Genomic DNA, 19,324 nt, shown 5'->3' on the forward strand with positions numbered 1-19,324 from the left:
GCACGGGCCTCAACCGAGCAGGAAGCCTTGGCCGATCCGGTCGTCGGGCTCATGCGTGAAGCGGGCGCTGCCGCTGTAATGGGCGCGACCACCGACCTCGACCCGCACCGCGGCGAACTCGCCCGCCCGGATCGGCGAAATGGCGCGTCCGGTGAAGACGGCGCCGGTCACGCTCTGGAATTGACGCGGATCGCCCAGCCCGGCGACCCCGCGCGCTACCTGCAGGGCCATGCGCGCGGTGACGCCGCTGCCGGTGGGGCTGCGATCGACCTCGCGCTCGGCGAAAATGCAGACATTGAGCGAGGGGCGATCGATGCCCTCGCCGCCATCGGTGAAGATGGTGCCATAGAGAAAGGCCAGGTCCGGATCGTCCGGATGGCGCAGGGGAACCTGCGCCTTGACCGCCGCTGTGACCCGGGCCGCCGCATCCACCAGATCGCGCATCGGCGAGCCCGGCAGCGACAAGCCCAGCCGCGCGGCCGGCAGCACGGCATAGAAGGCGCCGCCATAGCCGATATCGAGCGTGATCCGAGCCGACCCGGGCAGATCGATCGCGGCATCGAGCGCGAATGCGAAAGCCGGCACGCTCTCGAACCGGACCGCCCCGTCCGCCGCCACCCAGGCGCGCACCATTCCGCAGGGGCATTGGATATTGACCTGGGTCTCGCCCGAGGCGGCGCGCTTCACCCGGCCGCTTTCGACCGCCCAGCGGCCGACCGCGATCACCGCATGGCCGCACATGGTCGAATAACCTTCGTTATGCATGAAGAGCACGGCGAGATCGGCGCCCGGCAGATCGGGCTCGACCGGGATCACGCCATACATGTCGAAATGGCCGCGCGGCTCGAAGATCAGCAGCCGGCGCAGATGATCGAGCCGCTCGCGGGCATAGCGCCGCTTGGCCAGGATCGTGTCGCCGGGAATGGGCGGATAACCCTTCACCACCAGGCGCACCGGCTCGCCGCCGGTATGCATTTCGACAGTCTCGATCGCGATCGGATCGGCCATGGGCATCCCGGCGGAAAGTGACGGCTTTGAAGTTTTAGAGCGGGATCCGGATCAGCGCGGCTTTTCGAGGCCGAGCGTGGCCAGCACCATCCGCGTGATCAGATCGGTCGCCGCGCGATAATCCTCGGCGCCGAGCGCCTTCTTGCCCAGGAGCGCACCGACCTGCACGTCGAAATCTGCGTAATGCTGGGTCGAGGCCCAGAGCACGAAGAAGAGATGATGCGGATCGACCGGCGCGATCTTGCCGTCGCGCCCCCAACCCTCGATCACGGCGCAATGACGCTCGAACCGCTCGCGGACGCGCCCTTGCGTCGGCAGCAGGAAATGCGGGGCGCCGTGCAGGATCTCGTTCGCGAAGATCTTCGACGCGCGCGGCCGGCGGCGCGAAAACTCGATCTTGTCGGCGATATAGAGCCGGAAGGCTTCGGCCGGATCGCTGTCGGCCGTGAACAGGTCCATCGTCTCCTGCCAGCCATCGGCAATGCTGTCGAGCAGCCGGCGATAGAGCTGTTCCTTGGTGCCGAAATAATAATGGAGATTGGCCTTGGGCAGGCCGGCCCGCTCGGCGATGGCGGCCATGGAGGCCGCCGCATAGCCCGCTTCGGCGAAGACCTCTTCTGCGGCGACCAGGATCCGGGCTTCGTTGACCACCCGCTTGGCGCCCGGCCGCCGGCTGGGCTGTGCATCGTGGGCAGTCGCTTCGTTGAGTTCCATGAGCCTGTCGATGTCGACGTCAATTTGCAGGGCCGCCGGGAGATTGGCTGCCCGACCACTTATGCAAGCCTAACCCTATTATCAGAAGGGTTACAAGTGTCGCGGGACAATCTCGGCGGGCCCGCGCCGGGCGGCCGCCGCCTCCCCCGCTTTGGGGAATGCACAAGCGATTGACCTGCGGAACCGGGGGCTTAGCATCGGGCGCCGCCTTGCCGCCGGCCGGTCGTCCGGGTTGGTTCGGCAAGCGCGGGCTTTCGAGGACGGTCCCGGGTCAACCCACATGAACGAGGCTTGGCGGCGCTTCAGGCGCGATAAACTCGCCCTGGCGGGTCTGGTCGTCATCGTCGTCACCGTCCTGGTGGCGGCCCTGGCGCCCTGGGTGGCGCCCTTCGATCCGGCCCAGCAGTTCTTCGACGGGTTGACCCTCGAAGGTTCGCCCCTGCCCCCCAGCGCCCATTTCCTGCTCGGCACCGATCTCCTGGGGCGGGACCTGCTGTCGCGGCTGATCTATGGCGCGCGGACCTCGCTCATCATCGGCGTCGCCGCCAATGGCGTCGCGGTCATCGTCGGCGCGCTCCTGGGCGCCACCGCCGGTTTCGTCGAGGGCTGGCTCTCGATCGCCATCATGCGCTTCACCGATCTGATGATGGCGTTCCCGGCGCTGCTGCTCGCGATCGCGCTCGCCGCCATCTTCGCGCCGTCGCTCTGGATCGTGGCGATGGTGATCGCGATGGTGAACTGGGTGCAGATCGCGCGCGTGGTCTATACCGAGACCCGGGCCCTGGTGCAGCGCGACTATATCGAGGCCACGCGCGCGCTGGGCGCGGCACCCGCGCGGATCCTGTTCCGTCACATCCTGCCGCATCTGGTGCCGACGGTCCTGGTCTATGCCACGCTCGGCATCGCTACCACCGTGCTGCTCGAGGCGACCCTCTCCTTCCTCGGCGTGGGCGTGCGCCCGCCCACGCCCTCCTGGGGCGGCATCATCTTCGAGAGCCAGTCCTATTTCCTCTCGGCACCCTGGCTCGTCTTCTTCCCGGGGGCCGCGATCCTCCTGGTGGCGCTCGCCTTCAACCTGGTGGGCGACGCGTTGCGAGACGTGCTCGATCCGACCCAGCGGGGGCGCGGCTGATGTGGGGCTATCTCTCGCGGCGCTTGGCCGGATCCTTTGCGATCTTGATCGGCATCACCATCGTCACCTTCGGCCTGACCTTCCTCATTCCGGCCGATCCGGTGCGCATGATCGCCGGCCGCAACGCGACGGCGCAGACGGTCGAGAACATCCGCCAGCAGCTGGGGCTCGACCGCTCGGTGCCCGAGCAATATGCGCGCTATGTGATGCGCCTCGCCCAGGGCGATCTCGGGCGTTCCTATGTGCAGAAGACGCAAGTCTCCGATCTGGTCCTGAGCCGCCTGCCGGCGACCTTGCTGCTGATGGCAGGCGCCATCTTCTTCGAGCTCCTGATCGGCATTCCGGCCGGCATCTTCGCGGCGACCCGGCGCGGCCGTCCCGCCGACCGCTGGATCATGATGCTGAGCTTCGCCGGGGTCTCGGCGCCGCAATTCGTGGTCGGACTGCTGCTGCTCTATGTCTTTTCCAACCTGCTCAGCCTCTTTCCGATGGGCGGCTATGGCACGCTCGGACACCTGATCCTCCCGGCCCTGACGCTCGGCATCGCCGGTGGCGGCTGGTATGCCCGCATGATGCGCTCCTCGATGGTGGATGTGCTGCGCCAGGACTATGTGCGCACCGCCAAGGCCAAGGGGCTCGGGCCCGCCAAGGTCGTGCTGGTCCATGCCTTCCGCAATGCGGTGCTGCCGATCATCGCCATGATCGGGCTCGATGTCGGCATCTTCATGAGTGGGGCCGTGGTGGTGGAATCGGTCTATGGCTGGCCCGGCATCGGGCAGCTCGCCTGGATGGGAATCCAGCGCATCGACATCCCGATCATCATGGGCGTGACCCTGGTCGCGGCGGTGGGGATCGTGATCGGCAATCTTGTCGCGGATTTGATCGCGCCGCTGATTGACCCCCGTATCCGGTTGCGTTGACAATGCCCGTCATTGCCGGGGAACGGGCGCAACGGCGGAATTTCTGCGAAAACCGCGCCAAGGGCCGCAAACAAGAGCCCGAGACTGTCCAACATGAACTCAGGGAGGAGAGAAAAACCCATGAAGCGACTTTTCATCGCCGCGGCCGCAGCGCTGCTGCTGTCGAGCCTGCCGGCCCTCGCCGCACCCAAGCAGGGCGGCGCCATCGTCATCACCTACAAGGACGACATCTCCACGCTCGATCCGGCCGTCGGCTATGACTGGCAGAACTGGTCGATCATCAAGAGCATCTTCGACGGCTTGATGGATTACGAGCCTGGCACCACCAAGCTCACCCCCGACCTGGCGGAGAGCTTCGACATCTCGCCCGACGGCCTGACCTACACCTTCAAGCTGCACGACGGGATCAAGTTCCATAACGGCCGCGCCATGACGGCCGGCGACGTCAAATACTCGATCGAGCGCGCGGTCAATCCGGCGACGCAAAGCCCGGGTGCCGGCTATTTCAGCAATATCGCCGGCTATGAGGATGTCGCGGGTGGCAAGGCCACGACGCTCTCGGGCATCACCACGCCCGACGACAAGACCGTCGTCATCAAGCTCACCTCGCCCAACGCCGCCTTCCTCCATATCGTCGCGATGAACTTCTCTTATGTCGTGCCGAAGGAGGAGGTCGAGAAATACGGCGCCGATTTCGGCCATCATCCGGTCGGCACCGGCGCCTTCAAGTTCGTCGAGTGGAATCTGGGCCAGAACCTGACGCTGGAGCGGTTCCAGGACTACAACAAGAAGGGCGTCCCCTATCTCGACAAGATCACCTTCGAGATCGGCCAGGAGCCGACCGTCAATCTCCTGCGCCTGCAGAAGGGCGAGGTCGACATCCTCGGCGACGGCATCCCGCCGGCGCAGTTCGTGCAGGTGACGAGCGATCCCGCCAACAAGGAGCTCTTCGTCGCCGGCGAGCAGCTTCATACCGGCTATGTCGCCCTCAACGTCAAGGTGAAGCCGCTCGACGATGTGCGGGTGCGCCAGGCGATCAACATGGCGATCAACAAGGACCGCATCGTTCAGATCCTGAACGGCCGCGCCAAGGTCGCCAACCAGGTGCTACCGCCGGCCATGCCGGGCTATGACCCGAACTACAAGGGCTATCCCTACGATCCGGCCCAGGCCAAGAAGCTCCTGGCCGATGCCGGTCTCGCCGACGGCTTCTCGACCGAGCTCTATGTGATGAACACCGATCCGCAGCCGCGCATCGCCCAGGCGATCCAGCAGGATCTGGCGGCGGTCGGCATCAAGGCCGACATCAAGGCGCTGGCCCAGGCCGAGGTCATCACGGCGGGCGGCACCGACGGGGCGGCACCGATGGTCTGGTCGGGCGGTCTCGCCTGGATCGCGGACTTCCCGGATCCCTCCAACTTCTACAGCGTGATCCTGGGCTGCTCGGGTGCCATCGCCGGCGGCTGGAACTGGTCCTGGTACTGCAACCCGGATCTCGACAAGCGCGCCACCGCCGCCGATGCGATGACCGATCCGGCCAAGGCCGACGAGCGCAACAAGGCCTGGGCCGCGATCTACGCCGACGTGATGAAGGACGCGCCCTGGGTTCCGATCATGAACGAGACCCGCTACACCATGCACAGCCCGCGGGTGAGCGGCGATCCGCAGCTCTTCGTGGAACCGATCCACATTCCGGTGAACTACGACTACATCTACGCGACCGACGCACAGTAGGCCTGACGATGGCGGGCGACGCGCCGATGGGCCGCCGCCCGCCTTTACTTCTCAACAGAGCCCATCACAACCGTCGCCATCTCCGAACGACGGATCACGAGAGGGAGGCATCGTCATGACGCTCGGCTGCAATCACACCATCCACAAGTCCCACCACCATTTCGGCTGGGACAACAGCTTCAACCCGCGCCTCATGATCGCCTCGGGCGATACGGTCGAGTTCAAGACCACCGATTCCTCGGGCGGGCAGCTCTCGCCCAGCGCCACCGTCGCCGACATTGCCAAGCTCGATTTCGGCAAGATCAATCCGGTCTCGGGCCCGATCTACATCGCCGAGGCCGAGCCCGGCGATGCGGTGAAGGTGACGATCCTGGGCTACAGTGCGTCCGGCTGGGGCTGGACCGCCAACATCCCGGGCTTCGGTTTGCTCGCCGACCAGTTCAAGGACCCGGCGCTGCATATCTGGAAATATGAGAAGGGCCTCGGCAGCCCGGCCAGCTTCAATGCCGGCGCCCGCATCCCGTTGCGTCCCTTCTGCGGCACCATCGGATTGGCGCCGGGCGAAGCCGGCCATCATAGCGTGGTGCCGCCCCGGCGCGTCGGCGGCAACATGGATATCCGCGACATGGCGGAAGGCACCGAGCTCTGGCTGCCGGTCGAGGTGGCGGGCGGGCTGTTCTCGGTCGGCGACACCCATGCCGCGCAGGGCGACGGCGAGGTCTGCGGCACCGCGATCGAGAGCCAGATGGATATCGGGCTGAAGTTCGATCTGGTGAAGGACGCCAAGCTCGCCTATCCGCGTTACTTCATTCCGCATCGCGGCGAGGATCCGCGCGGGAAGAAGGGCTGGGACGCCACCACCGGTATCGGTACCGATCTCTTCACCGGCGCGCGCGACGCGGTCAAGGGCATGGTCGATCTGCTCTGCCGCCGCCACAATCTCTCGGCGGTCGACGCCTACATGCTCTGCAGCGTCGCCGGTGATCTCAAGATCAGCGAGATCGTGGATCAGCCGAACTGGGTAGTGTCCTTCTACTTCCCGCGCGCCGTCTTCGAATGAACCAGGCGGCGTCGCCGCTGCTGTCGGTCGAGGGCCTCACCATCGCCTTTCGCGGCGAAGCCGGCCAGGCCCGCGTCGTCGATGGCATCTCGCTCGCCATGGGTGCCGGCGAGGCGGTCGGTCTCGTCGGCGAATCCGGTTGCGGCAAGAGCGTCACCGCCATGTCGGTGATGCGCCTGCTGCCCACGCCCCCGGCGGTGATCGAGGCCGGCACGATCCGTTTCGAAGGCCAGGACCTGCTGGCGCTTCCGGAATCGAAGATGCGCGCCCTGCGCGGCGATCGCATCGGCATGGTCTTCCAGGAGCCGATGACGAGCCTCAACCCGACTTTCACGGTCGGCTACCAGATCGCCGAGGTGCTGACGCTCCATCGCGGACTGGGTCGCGGGCAGGCCTGGGCCGAGGCCGCGCGGCTCCTGGCCCAGGTCGGCGTCGGCGCGCCCGAGCGCCGGCTGGAACAGTATCCGCACCAGCTTTCCGGCGGCCTGCGACAGCGCGTCATGATCGCGATGGCGATCGCCTGCGGACCCAAGCTCCTGATCGCCGACGAGCCCAGCACCGCGCTGGACGTCACCATCCAGGCGCAGATCCTCGATCTGCTGCGCCGGCTGCGCGCCGAGTCCGGCATGGCGCTGCTGCTGATCACGCATGATCTGGGCGTGGTGTCGGAGCTCTGCGACCGCGTCATCGTCATGTATGCCGGCCGGATCGTCGAGGAGGCGCCGGCGCGCGCGCTCTTCTCCCACGCCCGTCATCCTTATACCGCCGGCTTGCTGGCCTCGCGCCCGAAGCTGGGCGAGACCGCCGCGCGGCTGCCGACCATTCCCGGCAGCGTGCCGCCGCCCAGCAAACGCGGCGTCGGCTGCAATTTCGCCGATCGCTGCTCCCGGGTGCAAAGCCGCTGCCGTTCGGAAACGCCGGTGCTGGCGGCGATGGCGGCCGGCCACCGCGCCGCCTGCTTCAACCCGGTGCCATGACCGCGACCGCCGCCCGGCCCGCGCCGCAGGCGAAGACACCCCTGCTCGAGCTCGAAGGCGTGGTCAAGCATTTCAAATCGCGCGACGGCAAGGGCTCGGTGCGCGCGGTCGACGGCGTCACCCTCGCCCTCCAGCCCGGCGAGACCCTGGGCATCGTCGGCGAATCCGGCTCCGGCAAATCGACCCTGGGCCGGCTGATGCTGCGGCTGCATGAGCCCGACGAAGGCAGCATCCGCTTCGAAGGCGAAGATCTGTTGAGCCTGCGGCCGGGCGCCTTGCGGCTGCGCCGGCGCCAGATGCAGCTCATCTTCCAGGATCCCTACGCCTCGCTCGATCCCCGCTTCTCGGTGGGGGCGAGCATCGCCGAGCCGCTCGTCATCCATCGCATCGGCGACCGCGCCTCGCGGCGGCGCAAGGTCGAGGCGCTGCTGACGCTGGTCGGGCTCGAGCCCGATGCGGCGCGCCGCTATCCGCATGAATTCTCAGGCGGCCAGCGCCAGCGCATCGGCATCGCGCGCGCGATCGCGCTCGAGCCCAAGCTCATCGTCGCCGTCGAACCCGTCTCGGCGCTCGACGTCTCGATCCAGTCGCAGGTGCTCAATCTGCTGGCCGAGCTCAAATCCCGGCTCAATCTCGCCTATGTCTTCATCTCGCATGATCTGGCGGTGGTCGAGCATATCTCCGACCGGGTCGCGGTCATGTATCTGGGCCGGCTGGTCGAGCTGGCGGAGCGCCGCCGCCTCTATCGCGAGCCGGCCCATCCCTATACCGAGGCGCTGATCTCGGCCATCCCGGAGCCGGACGCCGACCGCCGCCGCCAGCGCATCATCCTCAGCGGCGACGTGCCCAATCCGGAATCGCCGCCGCCCGGCTGCCCGTTCCATCCGCGCTGCCCCAAGGTCTTCGATCGCTGCCGCACCGAGCGTCCCGTGACGACCGATGTGGGCCCGCCGGGCGATCCGCATCTGGTGGATTGCCATCTCCATGGGCCGCGCGCGTGATCTCCTCCTCTGGCTGCTGCTGAGCGCGGCCGTCACCACGGTCGCGCAGGCGGGAGAGCCGGTCGATCTCGAGCTGGTGCTGGCGGGCGATGCGTCGGGCTCGATCGATGCCGACGAATTGCAGCTGCAGCGCCAGGGCTATGCCGACGCGATCACCGATCCGCGCGTTCTCGACGTGATCGCCCAAGGGCCCAATGGCGCGATCGCCATCGCCTATATCGAATGGGCCGGCAGTTTCTCGACCGACCTGGTGGTCGACTGGGCCGTGATCCGCGACGCCCCCTCGGCGCAGGCCTTCGCCAACGCCTTGCTGCATGCGCCGCGGCGCGCGCAGGGCTTCAACTCGATCGGCGCGGGGCTGGTGCTGGCGACGCGGCTGATTCAGACCAGCGACTATGACGGCACGCGCCGCGTGATCGACGTCTCGGGCGACGGGCCCGACGTCGGCGCGCCCAAGGCCGACGTGGCGCGCGACGCGGCCGTGGCCGCCGGCATCACCATCAATGCGGTCGCCATCAATTCCCATGACGAGAGCGCCTTCTCCAACGGCATCCCGCTGGCGACCCATTTCACCGACCATGTGATCGGCGGGCCCGGCGCCTTCGTCACCGTCGCCGACGGGCTCGCCAGCTTTCGCGAAACGCTGCTCGCCAAGCTGGTGCGCGAGATCTCAGGCTTGCCCGCGCCAGGTCCCCGTCTCGCCAGCCGGCCCCGGGCCTCGTCCCTGCCGCCGGGCTGATCACGCCGTCGGCAGCCTGCCCGCAAAGCGCGCAATTGCGGGAGCATCTTCCTAGGCCGGGGTTCTCGCCTGTCAAATTCGCACCCCGTCGGGTCAAGTCACCGGTTGCCGGACGGGTCAATCATGGGCATCGTCGGTAGCGGATGGAGTCCGGCCGGACGGGTGGGTCGGGTTGGGCGCCATTTTCTATATCGCAAATGGTGGGTCGTTTTATCTTCAATTGTGAAAATGGCGGGCGGAGGTTAGCTTCTCCCCTGGAGCCGCCGGCATGGCGGTTCCGGAAGGGACGGGGTGTGCCCGTTCGAACCGGGATTCGACTGGCATTTCAATACGCAAGGTAACGATGCCGGGCCGCTCAAGGGCCGGCCCTCAGGGAGGAACAGAGGCATGACGAAGCAATTTTCGCGCCGGGAGTTACTGAAAACGGCGGGGGCCGGTGCTGTGGCTCTCGCAGCCGGATCGGCGCTCGGCCGCAAGGCCTGGGCCGCCCGGGAGACCGAGCTGAACATCCTGTGCTGGGAGGGCTACAACTCGGCCCAGGTGCTCGATCCCTTCCGCCAGTCGAAGAGCGCCACGGTGAAGGCGGAATCCCTCACCAACGATCCCACCATGATCAACCGCCTGCGCGCGGGCGAGACCAATGTGTGGGACCTGATCAATGTTAACAATCCCTGGGCCCGCAAGGTCATGTATCCGGAGAAGCTGATCCGGCCGCTCGACCGCGCCAAGTTCGAGCCTTACTTCTCCAAGATGATGCCGGCCTTCAAGCCGCCCTATCGCTGGGCGATGAGCGATGACGGCAAGGAGCTTCTGGGCATGTGCCAGCGCTTCGGCCCCTACAGCTTCGTCGTCAACACCGACAAGGTGAGCCGCGCCACGGCCGAGGATCAGGGCTGGGATCTGTGGAACGATGCCGCCAATGCCGGCAAATATGGCGTGCTCGAATCCGACGACTGGAATGTGTTCAATATCTGCCTGATCGCGGGATTCGATCCCTTCCGCGAGCATAACGCCGACGAGGTGGCGAAGTTCACCGACACGGCCAAGCGCGTCTTCAAGGGCGCCAAGGTCGTGGGCGATATCGCCACGATGAATCAGGCGCTGATCTCGGGCGAGATCAATTTCCACATGACCGGCGGCACCTATTCGGCCTCGCCGGCGCGCGCGGATGGCAATGCCAATATCCGCGGCATCACGCCCAAGAAGGGTCCGATGCCCGGCGGCAAGGGCGGGGTGAGCTGGATCGAGGTGACCTCGACCGTCAACAACCCGGCATTGTCGCCGCTGGCAACTCAGTTCCTCGAATATGTCCAGCATCCCGAGGTCGCGCATACCGTCGCCTTCGCCGAAGGCACCTTCAATCCAGTGGCGCAGATGGCCAATCCGGATTGCTTCAAGCTCTTCACCAAGGAAGAGCTCGACGCGATCCAGTGGGATTCGCTGGAAGAGGAAATGAACGCCTCGATCGAGTACGATATCGTTCCCGATTACGACAAGCTGCTCGACATCATGACGGCAGCCAAGCGCGAGGCCTCGGGCGGCTGATCGGCTTGGACAAGATCGGGGGCGCCGACCGAAGGGACGGCGCCCCTCATTGTCCGAGCGAAAGCTCGCTTCCGACGTCCATCGGCATCGCATCGAATTTCAGAAGAGGTATAGGGCGTGGCACGGCCGTCGATCCTCGAACTTCAGGGGGTGACCAAGCAGTTCGGCGGGCTGATGGCCGTCGATCACATCGACCTCCATGTCCGCGAAGGCGAGTTCTTCACCATCGTCGGCCCGTCGGGCAGCGGCAAGACCACCCTGCTGCGCATGCTGGCGGGTATGGAGTCGCCGACCGGCGGCAACATTCTGCTCAAGGGCGAGCGCATCAACGACGTGCCGGCAAACAAGCGCCCCACCTGCATGGTGTTCCAGTCGCTGGCGCTGTTCCCGCACCGCACTGTGGGAGAGAACATCGAGTTCCCGCTGAAGATCCGGGGCGAGGCGCCGGCCGTTCGGCGTGAGCGCTGCCTGCAGCTCATGCGCCAGCTTCGCCTGCCGGAAAACTACTACGGTAAGAACGTCACCAAATGCTCGGGCGGCGAGCGCCAGCGCGTGGCCTTGGCCCGCGCCCTCGCCTATGACCCGCAGATCCTGTTCTTCGACGAGCCGCTCTCGGCGATCGACTACAAGCTGCGCAAGACGCTCGAGAAGGAACTGAAGGACATCCATCGCGAGACCGGCAAGACCTTCATCTACATCACCCACAGCCTCGAGGAGGCGATGGTGATGAGCGACCGGATCGGCGTGATGCGCGCCGGCAAGCTGGTCCAGGTCGGCACGCCCAACGAGATCTACACGACGCCCAAGGACAAGTTCGTCTCGGAGTTCATGGGCGAGGTCAATCTGTTCGACGTGCGCCTGGGCGAGGGCGGCAGGCTCGTCTCCGACACCTTCAAGACCAGCTTCACCATCGGGTCCATGCCGGCCGGGTTCCGCCAGGGCTATCTGGTGATCCGGCCCGAATTCCTGCGCTTCGCCGGCGACGGCGAAGACGTCGAGAATCGGCTGACCGGCAAGCTCTATAACGAATATGAGCTGGGCTCGCGCATCCAGTATCAGGTCCGGGTCGCCGGCCATGTGTTCCTGCTGGAGCGGCTGCGCCAGCGGCCCTTCCACGCGAAGCTCGACGAGGATGTGGTCGTCGGCTGGAACGCCAAGGACAGCATCCTGGTGGCGGACTGATGGCCCAGCTCGTGGACAGCGCCAGCCGGATCGAGCCGCCGCGGGGCGGTATCGGCAGCGGCCTCTGGCGGTGGGTCGCGGCCGCGGGCCGGCGGCACTCGCTGCCGATCCTGTTGCTGCTGCTGCTGGGCTTCGTGGCGCCTTTGCTGACGATCGTCGCCTTCAGCTTCATGCCGCCGCGCACCTTCTCGGTCTGGCAATGGCCGACGCTCGAGAACTACCGCGTCATCTTCGAGGAGACCTATTACACCTCCTTCCTCTGGTCGCTGGGCATGGCGGTGGTGACGGTCACGATCCTGATCGCGATCTGCTATCCGGTGGCCTATGGCCTCGCCAAGACCTTCGGCCGCTGGGCCAATCTGGTGACACTGGTCATGGTGCTGCCGCTCTTCGTCTCGGAGAATGTGCGGCTCTATGGCTGGGTGCTGTTCTTCATCAAGGGCGGCGTGCTGCTCGGCACGATCAAGTCGCTGTTCGGGATCGAGCTCGAAAGTGTTCTGTTCCAGCCGGGTACGATCATCTTCGGCATGGTCTATGTCTATCTGCCCTTCATGCTGTTCCCGATGACGCTGGGCGTCTCGATGGTGCCGCGCGATCTGGTCGATGCCGCCAACGATCTGGGGGCCTCGCGGCTGCAGATTTTCCGCGAGGTCGAGCTGCCGCTCGCCATGCCCGGGATCGTCATCGGCAGCCTGCTCAGCTTCGTGCTGGCGGTGGGCGCCATCGCCGAGGCCAAGGTGCTGGGCGGCCAGTCCGTCATTCCCGTGACCCATGATATCGAAATCGCCTTCACCTATGCGCAGAACTGGCCCTTGGGGGCCGGCATCTCGGTGATGCTGATCCTGATCGTCGGCGCCCTGGTCCTGGCGGTGCTGCGGCGCTTCGATCTCGACCGCATATTGGGGCGCCGCTGATGACGATCGAACGCGGCAAGCGCTGGTCGCACGCGCTCATCGCCGCCTGGACGGTGGTGATCGTGGCCTTCCTCTATATGCCGGCGGTCTGCGGCGTGCTGGCCTCGCTGACTTCGAGCCGCTATTTCAATTTCCCGATCACGAAATGGGGCCTCGCCTGGTGGGGAAAGACCTTCGCCTCGCTGGAGGTCCGCGCCTTGCTTTCGACCTCCATCACCATCGCGCTCATCGTCACCGCGATCTCGGTGGTGCTGGGATTCTTCGCGGCCTTGGCCTTCGCCCGCTATGACTGGCGCGGTCGCTCGATCTACCAGAAGATCGTGCTGCTCCCGATCTTCTTCCCGCAATCGGTGCTGGGGCTGGCGCTGCTGCTCTGGTTCAGCGCGCTCGGCATCGACACCTCCTGGAAGACCGCCGTCTTCGCGCATCTGGTCTGGGTGGTGCCGGTCGCGACCCTCGTCATCTCGATCCAGGTCTACAGCTTCGACCCCGCGCTCGAGGAGGCGGCCTTCGATCTCGGCGCCAGCCGCTGGCAAGTCTTGAGAGAGGTCACGCTGCCGGTGCTCTGGCCCGGCCTCTTCTCCGGCGCGCTGTTCTCTTTCCTGTTGAGTTGGGGCAACTTCCCGCTCTCGCTCTATACCGACGGCGCCGACACCACCGTGCCCGAATACATGTATGCGAAGATGGTGGCGGGCTATACGCCCGGCGTGCCCGTTCTGGGCACCGTCTCGACGGTGGGTGCTGCGATCCTGCTGCTGGGCGGCTATGCCTTCATCCTGCTGGTGCGCCGCACCCGCGCCGAAAGCGAAAGCCGCGCGCCATAGGGCATAATTCCTGACTTTCTTCACGCGCGGATTCGCGACTCTGCCGGCACCATGAACGAACTGTAATGATCGCCGAAGCCCGCGATGCGCCAGAGGCTTGGTAGGATCGCACAACGCCGGCACGGCCTCATGGCTCCGGCGCCAGCTCGTCGGCAACAAGGCGGGCCACTTGTCAGCATTGAGATCGGTCGCTTCGCTTCAGGGGGCCATCAGAGCCAGCGCGGATCGATCGAAACTTCTCGGGGCTGTATGAGCGGCTGTCCGCAAGGCGGGCTGCAACCAGAAGAACGATCGCGGGAGAAGTCCATGACGGCTCAAGGATCGAAGCCCACCGGCGCCATCGGCGCCACGGGGGCCTATGAGATTACGCAACGCCAGGATCTCCACATGCTGCACAACAAGGCAGTGGGGTTGCCGGGTGTGCTCTTCCTCACCGTGACCGGCGCGGCGCCGATCTCGGCCATGCTGTTCAATGTTCCGATCGGCGTCGGCTATGGCAATGGCATCGGTGCACCGGCTTCCTTCGCCGTCGCCACGGTCATCCTGCTGCTGTTCTCGGTCGGCTTCGCCGCCATGGCGAAGAAAGTCACCGCGACCGGCGGCTTCTATTCCTTCATCAGCCACGGCCTCGGCCGCGAGCTCGGCATGGCCTTGGGCTTCGGCTCGGTCGTCGCCTATTCGGTGTTCGAGGCTTCGCTCTGCGGTGGCTTCGCCTTCTTCGCCAACGCCAAGGTCATGGAGCTGACCGGTGCCAACATCGGCTGGCACTGGTTCGCACTCTTCATGGTCGCGCTGATCGCGGTCCTGACCTTCTTCGACGTGAAGCTCTCGACCATCATCCTGGGCGCCGCCCTCATCGGCGAGGTGCTGATCCTCATCGTCTTCGATGTCGGCATCTTCACCAGCCCCAATGCGATGGTGTCGGGTGCCGCCGTCAATCCCGCCAACGCCTTCATCGGCTTCGCGGCGCATAAGAATGCCGCCGGCGCCGATCTCGCGGCGGGTGCCGCCGCGATTGGACTCTTCTTCGCCTTCTGGTCCTGGGTCGGATTCGAGATGGCGCCCAACTATGGCGAGGAATCGCGCGATCCCAAGCGCATCGTGCCGCGCTCGCTCTATATCTCCGTGGTCGGGCTCGGCATCTTCTACACCATCACCAGCTGGGCCGCGGTCTCGGCCTATCCGACGCTCGACGACGCCATCACCCAGGCCCAGACCAACTCGGCCATGTTCTACCTGCAGCCGGCGGCGCAATTCATCGGCGGCTGGGCCGAGCAGATCATGAGCTGGCTGATCCTCACCGGCTCCTTCGCCTGCGGCATGGCCTTCCACAACACCGCGGCCCGCTATCTCTACTCGCTCGGCCGCGAGCGGGCCTTGCCGGTGGCGCTCGGCAAGACCCATACGCATTACAAGAGCCCCTATGTCGCCTCTTTCACGCAGTCCGTGATCGCGGCGGTGATCGTGCTGCTGTTCGCGATCTTCGCCGGCACCAACGACGCGACCCAGCAGGCCTATCTGATGCTCTACGGTCTGATGGCGCTGCTCGGCACGGCCCTGGTCATGATCGCGCAAGCCCTGGCCTGCGTGGCGGTGATCGTCTATTTCCGCAAGAATCACACGGCGGACGCCCACTGGTTCAGCACGCTGGTGGCGCCGCTCATCGCCTTCCTGGCCCAGGTCTATATCGTCTATCTGCTGTTCGCGAATATCGACTTCCTCGGCGGCGGCTTCGCCTTCGCCAACTGGATCCTGCCGATCGTGATCGCGGTGCTCGCGGCCGGCGTCGCCTTCGCGCTCTACCTGAAAACCGCCAAGCCCGCCGTCTATGACCAGATCGGCCGGCTCATCTATGAGGGCATGGCGAAGTAACGCGGCCGTGACTCTTCCTCGCCCCTTCCCCTTGCGGGAGGGGGTTGGGGGAGGGAGCGGTTGGAGGGCTTATCCGCCGCTCGAACCTGCGAGCCGGCACCAAGTCAGCTCATGCTTGTTGTGGTGGAGATGGAACAGCTGCGAGCCGGGGATGGCGGCGAAGCGGCGCGCGGTCTCGTGATCGGTCTCGCCCTGGAATTTGAGCGTGCAGAGAAAATTGCGTGCGAGGCCTGAGACCAGCCAGCGCTCCACCAGCTTCAGCAGCCGCTCCGGATAGCAGATCACATCCGAGCAGAGCCAGTCGACCGGCCCGACCTCGACAGGGTCCAGCGCGAAGGCGCTGGTTTTGAGGAACTCGATATGGGGCAGCTTCGCGATGTCGGGTGCCAGCGGCGCCTTGTCGACGGCCAGCACCGTCGCCCCCAGGCTTTGCAGCACCCAGCTCCAGCCGCCGGGACTCGCCCCCAGATCGAGGCAGCGCTGCCCCGGCCCCGGCATGCGGCCCAGCCGCGTGAAGGCCTCCCACAATTTGAGATAGGCGCGGTTGGGCGGCGCCAGCTTGTCCTCGATGAACTGGATCTCGCCATTCGGGAAGGGACTGCTGCAATGGGCGGCCGCGAGGATCGTGGTCGCGTCGAGCAGCGTCCAGGATCCCAGGGGTGCTGCCGGCACGGCCTGGGGAAACTGCAGCGGCTTGGCGCTCACATGCGGCAGGCGTTCCTGAATGAGGCGTGCGCGGCCATGGAGCTGGAAATCATAGAGCGCCCAGTTGCGCTGGATCGCGCGCAGCACCTTCGCACCTTCGGCGATCGAGCCGATCGGGATGCGCACCGGCTCATTCCAGATATTGGCGGCCCAGGCCGCGGGTCGGGCGGGACCTTCGACCAGCACCAGCCGGTCATGGATCGCGGCGACCGCGCCCAGTTCCGCCTTCAGATCCTCGACGAAGCCTTCCGGCGCCAGATAGCCGGTGAGGCCGCTGGCCTCGATGCCGGCCGCGACGGGCGCCGTCTCGCTCACGGTCGCGCGCGGGCCGCGAGCAGATCGGCCGCCAGCTCGGCGAAGCCCGCCCCGCCGCGCGACGGCGTCACATAGCGCGGCTTGTCTTTCAACCGGTCGGTGAAGTCGCGCACATTGGCGACGCCGACCGCATGCGGGAAATAGGCGAACATCGGCTGGTCATTGGGCGAATCGCCGACATAGACGAACTCGTCGCGATGCCCATCCAGATCGACTGCGAACACCTCTTTCAAAAGCCGCCGCGACATGCCGAGCTTGTCGTAATCGCCGAACCAGCCATTGACATGGATCGAGCTGATCTTGGCGGTGCAGCCCGCTTCCTCGAACAGCGCCACGATCCGGTCCACGGAAGCGGGCGGCAAGGGCGGCACGTCCTCGCAGAAATCGATGGCGAGGTCGCTCTCGCGATAGAGCTGGTCCGAGGCGAGGGCCGCCCCCGGCACCGCCGCGAGGATCTTCTCGCCCAACCGCTTCAACCGCGCGCGCTTCTCGGCGCGGGTGGCCTCGTCGTCGAGAAAACGCTTCTCCAGCTTCCGCGCCTTGGCGTCATAGCGGAAATAGAAGGCGCCGTTCTCGCCGACCACCGCATCGACCGGCCACATGCGCGCGATGTGATCGCACCAGCCGGCGGGACGCCCCGTGATCGGCACCACCAGAAACCCCGCCTCATGCAGCCGGCCCAGGGCGTCGTAGGCTTCGGGCGTCAGCTTGCCTTCGCTCGTCAGCGTGTCGTCGATATCGGTCAGGACGCCGCGGATGCGCCGGCGTTCCGGCAGACCGAAGACCGATAGCGGTTGCATCTTCTCGGTCAATGATTCCCCCTGAGCATTCTTTCCCCCTCATCGATCGCCGCCCCATGGGCCTTCAGCGATTGGGCCAAGGGCTCCAGCATCGCCGCATGGCGCCGCCATTTCCCGACCGAACTTTGATAGAGCGGCCGGCGCACCTGCTCGAGGCTCGCCGTATGGATCGGCCGCTGCATCTCGTGAAAGGCCAGGCAGGCGGGTTCGAAATCGAGACCGCAAAACTCGATCAGGCGGCGCGCCGCCGGCTCGAGGTCGGCGACGACGTTTTCATAATGCCAGTCGAGCATCGGCCGCGGCAGCACCCTCTGCCAATGCGCCATCAGCCGGCAATAGAGCCCGTAATAATGGCCGATATCGCGCAAGCTCGTGGACCAGGGATAGCTCTGGGTGAAGTTCTGCTCGAAGCAGGAGAACCCCACATCCATCGGACCGCGGCGCGCATGGATCATCCGGGCCTGGGGGAACAGGGCGGCGATCAGGCCCAGATAGCGGAAATTGGTCGGCGTCTTGTCGACCGCGCGCAAAGCGCCGGGGGTCACGCGGTCGAGCAGGCGGAGATAGTCCCAGGCTTTCGTTCGGAGGCGCGCCGGATCGAGCGACGCCAGGGCCTCGGGCCAGGCGTCGCCGCTGTCGAGCGTCAGCTCTTCGGCGATACGTGCGATATCGATGCGCTCGCCGAGCCCGCTCATTTGCGAATGGCTCGCCAGAATCTGCTCGCACAGCGTCGTGCCCGAGCGCGGCATGCCGACGACAAAGACCGGCCGCTCGTCCCGATGGCCGGCCCCTCCGGCTGCGCGGGCCAGGCGGGCGAACCATTCGGCATCGAAGACACGGATGATCCGCTCCGTCTCGGCTTCCTCGGCCGCCGCATCATAGACGCGCGCCATTGCCTTGCCGGCCTCGGCCTTGAGGCGATTGGCCTCCGCCAGATGCGCGAACGCCGCGGCCGGTTCGAGGCCGGGCTCACGATCGGCCAGATCGAACAGCACATAATGAAGCGGATAGCGCTCGACCGGCCGGCGCATCGGTGCCGCCGCGAGCCGGCTCATATGCAGGCGCGCGTCTTCCGTCAGCGCGCCCAGCCGCGCCAGTCCCGCCAGCGCACCGACATGGTCGGGATCGAGAGCCAGGATGCGGCGTTGGATTTCGATTTCGGCGGCAGGTGCGCCCGCGATGCGATGACGTCGCGCGAGCCCCGCCAGCGCCGAGCGGTTGCCGGGATCGCGATCGAGGATTTCCTGATAGGCGAGCCGGGCCTCGTCCAGGCGCCCGTCACCGAGGAGGGCCGCGGCCCGCTGGATCCGCCAGGACAGATGGGCAGGCTCCTTCGCGATCAGGCGCTCGAAGCCTGCAACCGCTTCCTCATGGAGACCCGATTTGTGGGCGGCGCTCGCCAGATTGACCAGCGCCAGCCGGTGATCGGGATGACGCGCCAGCACCGAGCGCAAGCGTTCGAGGGAGCGGGCAGGATGGAAGCTGGCCTCGACCACGGCGAGATTGACGGCGATATCAGGATCGTCCGGCTTGAGCGCAGCCGCCGCCTCGAGCGCCGCGAGACCGGCCCGCGGATTGCCGAGCTCCGCCTGCAGCAACCCCAGATTGACCTGGGCGCTGGCCAATGTCGGATCCGCGGCCACGGCCCCTTCCAGGCTTGTCCGGGCGGCGGCCTTGTCGCCGGCACGCAAATAAAGCCGGCCGGCCTCGAGCAGCAAGGGCCCGGGCTGCGCCGCTTTGCGAGCCGCGCCGTCGAACAGCCGCGCGGCCTCGAGCAGATTTCCCGCCCGCACGAATCCCGCCGCCTTCTGCAGCAGCGCCGGGTCGGGCCGGGCGACCGTCGACGGTGAGGCTTCGGAGAGAATGCGGTCGTTCATGACAG

General features: G+C 66.3%; 17 protein-coding genes. 12 read left to right on the forward strand and 5 right to left on the reverse strand.

Annotated elements, in window-relative coordinates:
* Positions 1-9: 9 nt before the first annotated feature.
* Both ACREE8_RS08755 and ACREE8_RS08760 read right to left on the reverse strand, forming a co-directional pair.
* A complete protein-coding gene (locus tag ACREE8_RS08755) occupies positions 10-1,008 on the reverse strand; it encodes a proline racemase family protein (RefSeq protein WP_431572605.1) in 999 nt (332 codons plus the stop codon).
* A gap of 51 nt (positions 1,009-1,059) precedes the next feature.
* Positions 1,060-1,722 (reverse strand): TetR family transcriptional regulator C-terminal domain-containing protein, encoded by a 663-nt coding sequence (locus ACREE8_RS08760; protein WP_431572606.1) that lies wholly within the window; start codon positions 1,720-1,722, stop codon positions 1,060-1,062.
* Between the two features lie 280 nt (positions 1,723-2,002).
* Here ACREE8_RS08760 and ACREE8_RS08765 point away from each other — a divergent pair, with 280 nt between their 5' ends.
* The 12 genes from ACREE8_RS08765 (at position 2,003) to ACREE8_RS08820 (ending at position 15,622) form a co-directional block, all read left to right on the forward strand.
* Complete coding sequence (locus ACREE8_RS08765) at positions 2,003-2,854, forward strand: ABC transporter permease (RefSeq protein WP_431572607.1); 852 nt, start codon at positions 2,003-2,005, stop codon at positions 2,852-2,854.
* On the forward strand, positions 2,854-3,774 hold the full coding sequence (locus tag ACREE8_RS08770; RefSeq protein WP_431572608.1) for an ABC transporter permease: 921 nt from the start codon (positions 2,854-2,856) through the stop codon (positions 3,772-3,774). Before ACREE8_RS08765 ends, ACREE8_RS08770 begins: the two co-directional genes overlap by 1 nt.
* A gap of 120 nt (positions 3,775-3,894) precedes the next feature.
* The gene (locus tag ACREE8_RS08775) at positions 3,895-5,508 is read left to right on the forward strand and encodes an ABC transporter substrate-binding protein (RefSeq protein ID WP_431572609.1); all 1,614 of its coding nucleotides are present in this window, start codon (positions 3,895-3,897) and stop codon (positions 5,506-5,508) included.
* Between the two features lie 115 nt (positions 5,509-5,623).
* Entirely contained in the window at positions 5,624-6,568 is a 945-nt protein-coding gene (locus tag ACREE8_RS08780; protein ID WP_431572610.1) for an acetamidase/formamidase family protein, read from the forward strand.
* Positions 6,565-7,545 (forward strand): ABC transporter ATP-binding protein, encoded by a 981-nt coding sequence (locus ACREE8_RS08785; protein WP_431572611.1) that lies wholly within the window; start codon positions 6,565-6,567, stop codon positions 7,543-7,545. Before ACREE8_RS08780 ends, ACREE8_RS08785 begins: the two co-directional genes overlap by 4 nt.
* Positions 7,542-8,546 carry an ABC transporter ATP-binding protein gene (locus ACREE8_RS08790; RefSeq protein ID WP_431572612.1) on the forward strand — a complete coding sequence of 335 codons (1,005 nt, stop codon included), beginning with the start codon at positions 7,542-7,544 and terminating at the stop codon, positions 8,544-8,546. Before ACREE8_RS08785 ends, ACREE8_RS08790 begins: the two co-directional genes overlap by 4 nt.
* The gene (locus ACREE8_RS08795) at positions 8,530-9,285 is read left to right on the forward strand and encodes a DUF1194 domain-containing protein (protein ID WP_431572613.1); all 756 of its coding nucleotides are present in this window, start codon (positions 8,530-8,532) and stop codon (positions 9,283-9,285) included. Before ACREE8_RS08790 ends, ACREE8_RS08795 begins: the two co-directional genes overlap by 17 nt.
* 387 nt (positions 9,286-9,672) lie before the next feature.
* The gene (locus ACREE8_RS08800; RefSeq protein WP_431572614.1) at positions 9,673-10,830 is read left to right on the forward strand and encodes an ABC transporter substrate-binding protein; all 1,158 of its coding nucleotides are present in this window, start codon (positions 9,673-9,675) and stop codon (positions 10,828-10,830) included.
* 117 nt (positions 10,831-10,947) lie between these two features.
* Positions 10,948-12,012: an ABC transporter ATP-binding protein gene (locus ACREE8_RS08805; RefSeq protein ID WP_431572615.1), complete on the forward strand. Its 1,065-nt coding sequence runs from the start codon at positions 10,948-10,950 to the stop codon at positions 12,010-12,012.
* Entirely contained in the window at positions 12,012-12,926 is a 915-nt protein-coding gene (locus tag ACREE8_RS08810; protein ID WP_431572616.1) for an ABC transporter permease, read from the forward strand. Before ACREE8_RS08805 ends, ACREE8_RS08810 begins: the two co-directional genes overlap by 1 nt.
* A complete protein-coding gene (locus ACREE8_RS08815) occupies positions 12,926-13,750 on the forward strand; it encodes an ABC transporter permease (protein WP_431572617.1) in 825 nt (274 codons plus the stop codon). Before ACREE8_RS08810 ends, ACREE8_RS08815 begins: the two co-directional genes overlap by 1 nt.
* Positions 13,751-14,056: 306 nt before the next feature.
* Positions 14,057-15,622, forward strand: coding sequence for an APC family permease (locus ACREE8_RS08820; RefSeq protein WP_431572618.1), 1,566 nt, complete (start codon positions 14,057-14,059; stop codon positions 15,620-15,622).
* A 69-nt stretch (positions 15,623-15,691) separates the two neighbouring features.
* On the opposite strand, the gene ACREE8_RS08825 is transcribed toward ACREE8_RS08820, so the two are convergent.
* From ACREE8_RS08825 to ACREE8_RS08835, 3 genes are read right to left on the reverse strand one after another with little or no spacing between them, the layout of a single operon-like run.
* A complete protein-coding gene (locus ACREE8_RS08825) occupies positions 15,692-16,642 on the reverse strand; it encodes an SAM-dependent methyltransferase (protein WP_431572619.1) in 951 nt (316 codons plus the stop codon).
* Complete coding sequence (locus ACREE8_RS08830; RefSeq protein WP_431572620.1) at positions 16,639-17,442, reverse strand: HAD-IIB family hydrolase; 804 nt, start codon at positions 17,440-17,442, stop codon at positions 16,639-16,641. Before ACREE8_RS08830 ends, ACREE8_RS08825 begins: the two co-directional genes overlap by 4 nt.
* 8 nt (positions 17,443-17,450) lie before the next feature.
* Positions 17,451-19,319 carry a tetratricopeptide repeat-containing sulfotransferase family protein gene (locus tag ACREE8_RS08835; protein ID WP_431572621.1) on the reverse strand — a complete coding sequence of 623 codons (1,869 nt, stop codon included), beginning with the start codon at positions 19,317-19,319 and terminating at the stop codon, positions 17,451-17,453.
* Positions 19,320-19,324 lie beyond the last annotated feature (5 nt).

The organism is Hypericibacter sp. (assembly GCF_050729195.1).
Classification (GTDB): Bacteria; Pseudomonadota; Alphaproteobacteria; order Dongiales; family Dongiaceae; genus Hypericibacter.

Coding starts and splice junctions, on each gene's coding strand:
- ACREE8_RS08755 (WP_431572605.1), bottom strand. CDS start 1,008: ATGGCCGATCCGATCGCGATCGAGACTGTCGAAATGCATACCGGCGGC.
- ACREE8_RS08760 (WP_431572606.1), bottom strand. CDS start 1,722: ATGGAACTCAACGAAGCGACTGCCCACGATGCACAGCCCAGCCGGCGG.
- ACREE8_RS08765 (WP_431572607.1), top strand. CDS start 2,003: ATGAACGAGGCTTGGCGGCGCTTCAGGCGCGATAAACTCGCCCTGGCG.
- ACREE8_RS08770 (WP_431572608.1), top strand. CDS start 2,854: ATGTGGGGCTATCTCTCGCGGCGCTTGGCCGGATCCTTTGCGATCTTG.
- ACREE8_RS08775 (WP_431572609.1), top strand. CDS start 3,895: ATGAAGCGACTTTTCATCGCCGCGGCCGCAGCGCTGCTGCTGTCGAGC.
- ACREE8_RS08780 (WP_431572610.1), top strand. CDS start 5,624: ATGACGCTCGGCTGCAATCACACCATCCACAAGTCCCACCACCATTTC.
- ACREE8_RS08785 (WP_431572611.1), top strand. CDS start 6,565: ATGAACCAGGCGGCGTCGCCGCTGCTGTCGGTCGAGGGCCTCACCATC.
- ACREE8_RS08790 (WP_431572612.1), top strand. CDS start 7,542: ATGACCGCGACCGCCGCCCGGCCCGCGCCGCAGGCGAAGACACCCCTG.
- ACREE8_RS08795 (WP_431572613.1), top strand. CDS start 8,530: ATGGGCCGCGCGCGTGATCTCCTCCTCTGGCTGCTGCTGAGCGCGGCC.
- ACREE8_RS08800 (WP_431572614.1), top strand. CDS start 9,673: ATGACGAAGCAATTTTCGCGCCGGGAGTTACTGAAAACGGCGGGGGCC.
- ACREE8_RS08810 (WP_431572616.1), top strand. CDS start 12,012: ATGGCCCAGCTCGTGGACAGCGCCAGCCGGATCGAGCCGCCGCGGGGC.
- ACREE8_RS08815 (WP_431572617.1), top strand. CDS start 12,926: ATGACGATCGAACGCGGCAAGCGCTGGTCGCACGCGCTCATCGCCGCC.
- ACREE8_RS08820 (WP_431572618.1), top strand. CDS start 14,057: ATGACGGCTCAAGGATCGAAGCCCACCGGCGCCATCGGCGCCACGGGG.
- ACREE8_RS08830 (WP_431572620.1), bottom strand. CDS start 17,442: ATGCAACCGCTATCGGTCTTCGGTCTGCCGGAACGCCGGCGCATCCGC.
- ACREE8_RS08835 (WP_431572621.1), bottom strand. CDS start 19,319: ATGAACGACCGCATTCTCTCCGAAGCCTCACCGTCGACGGTCGCCCGG.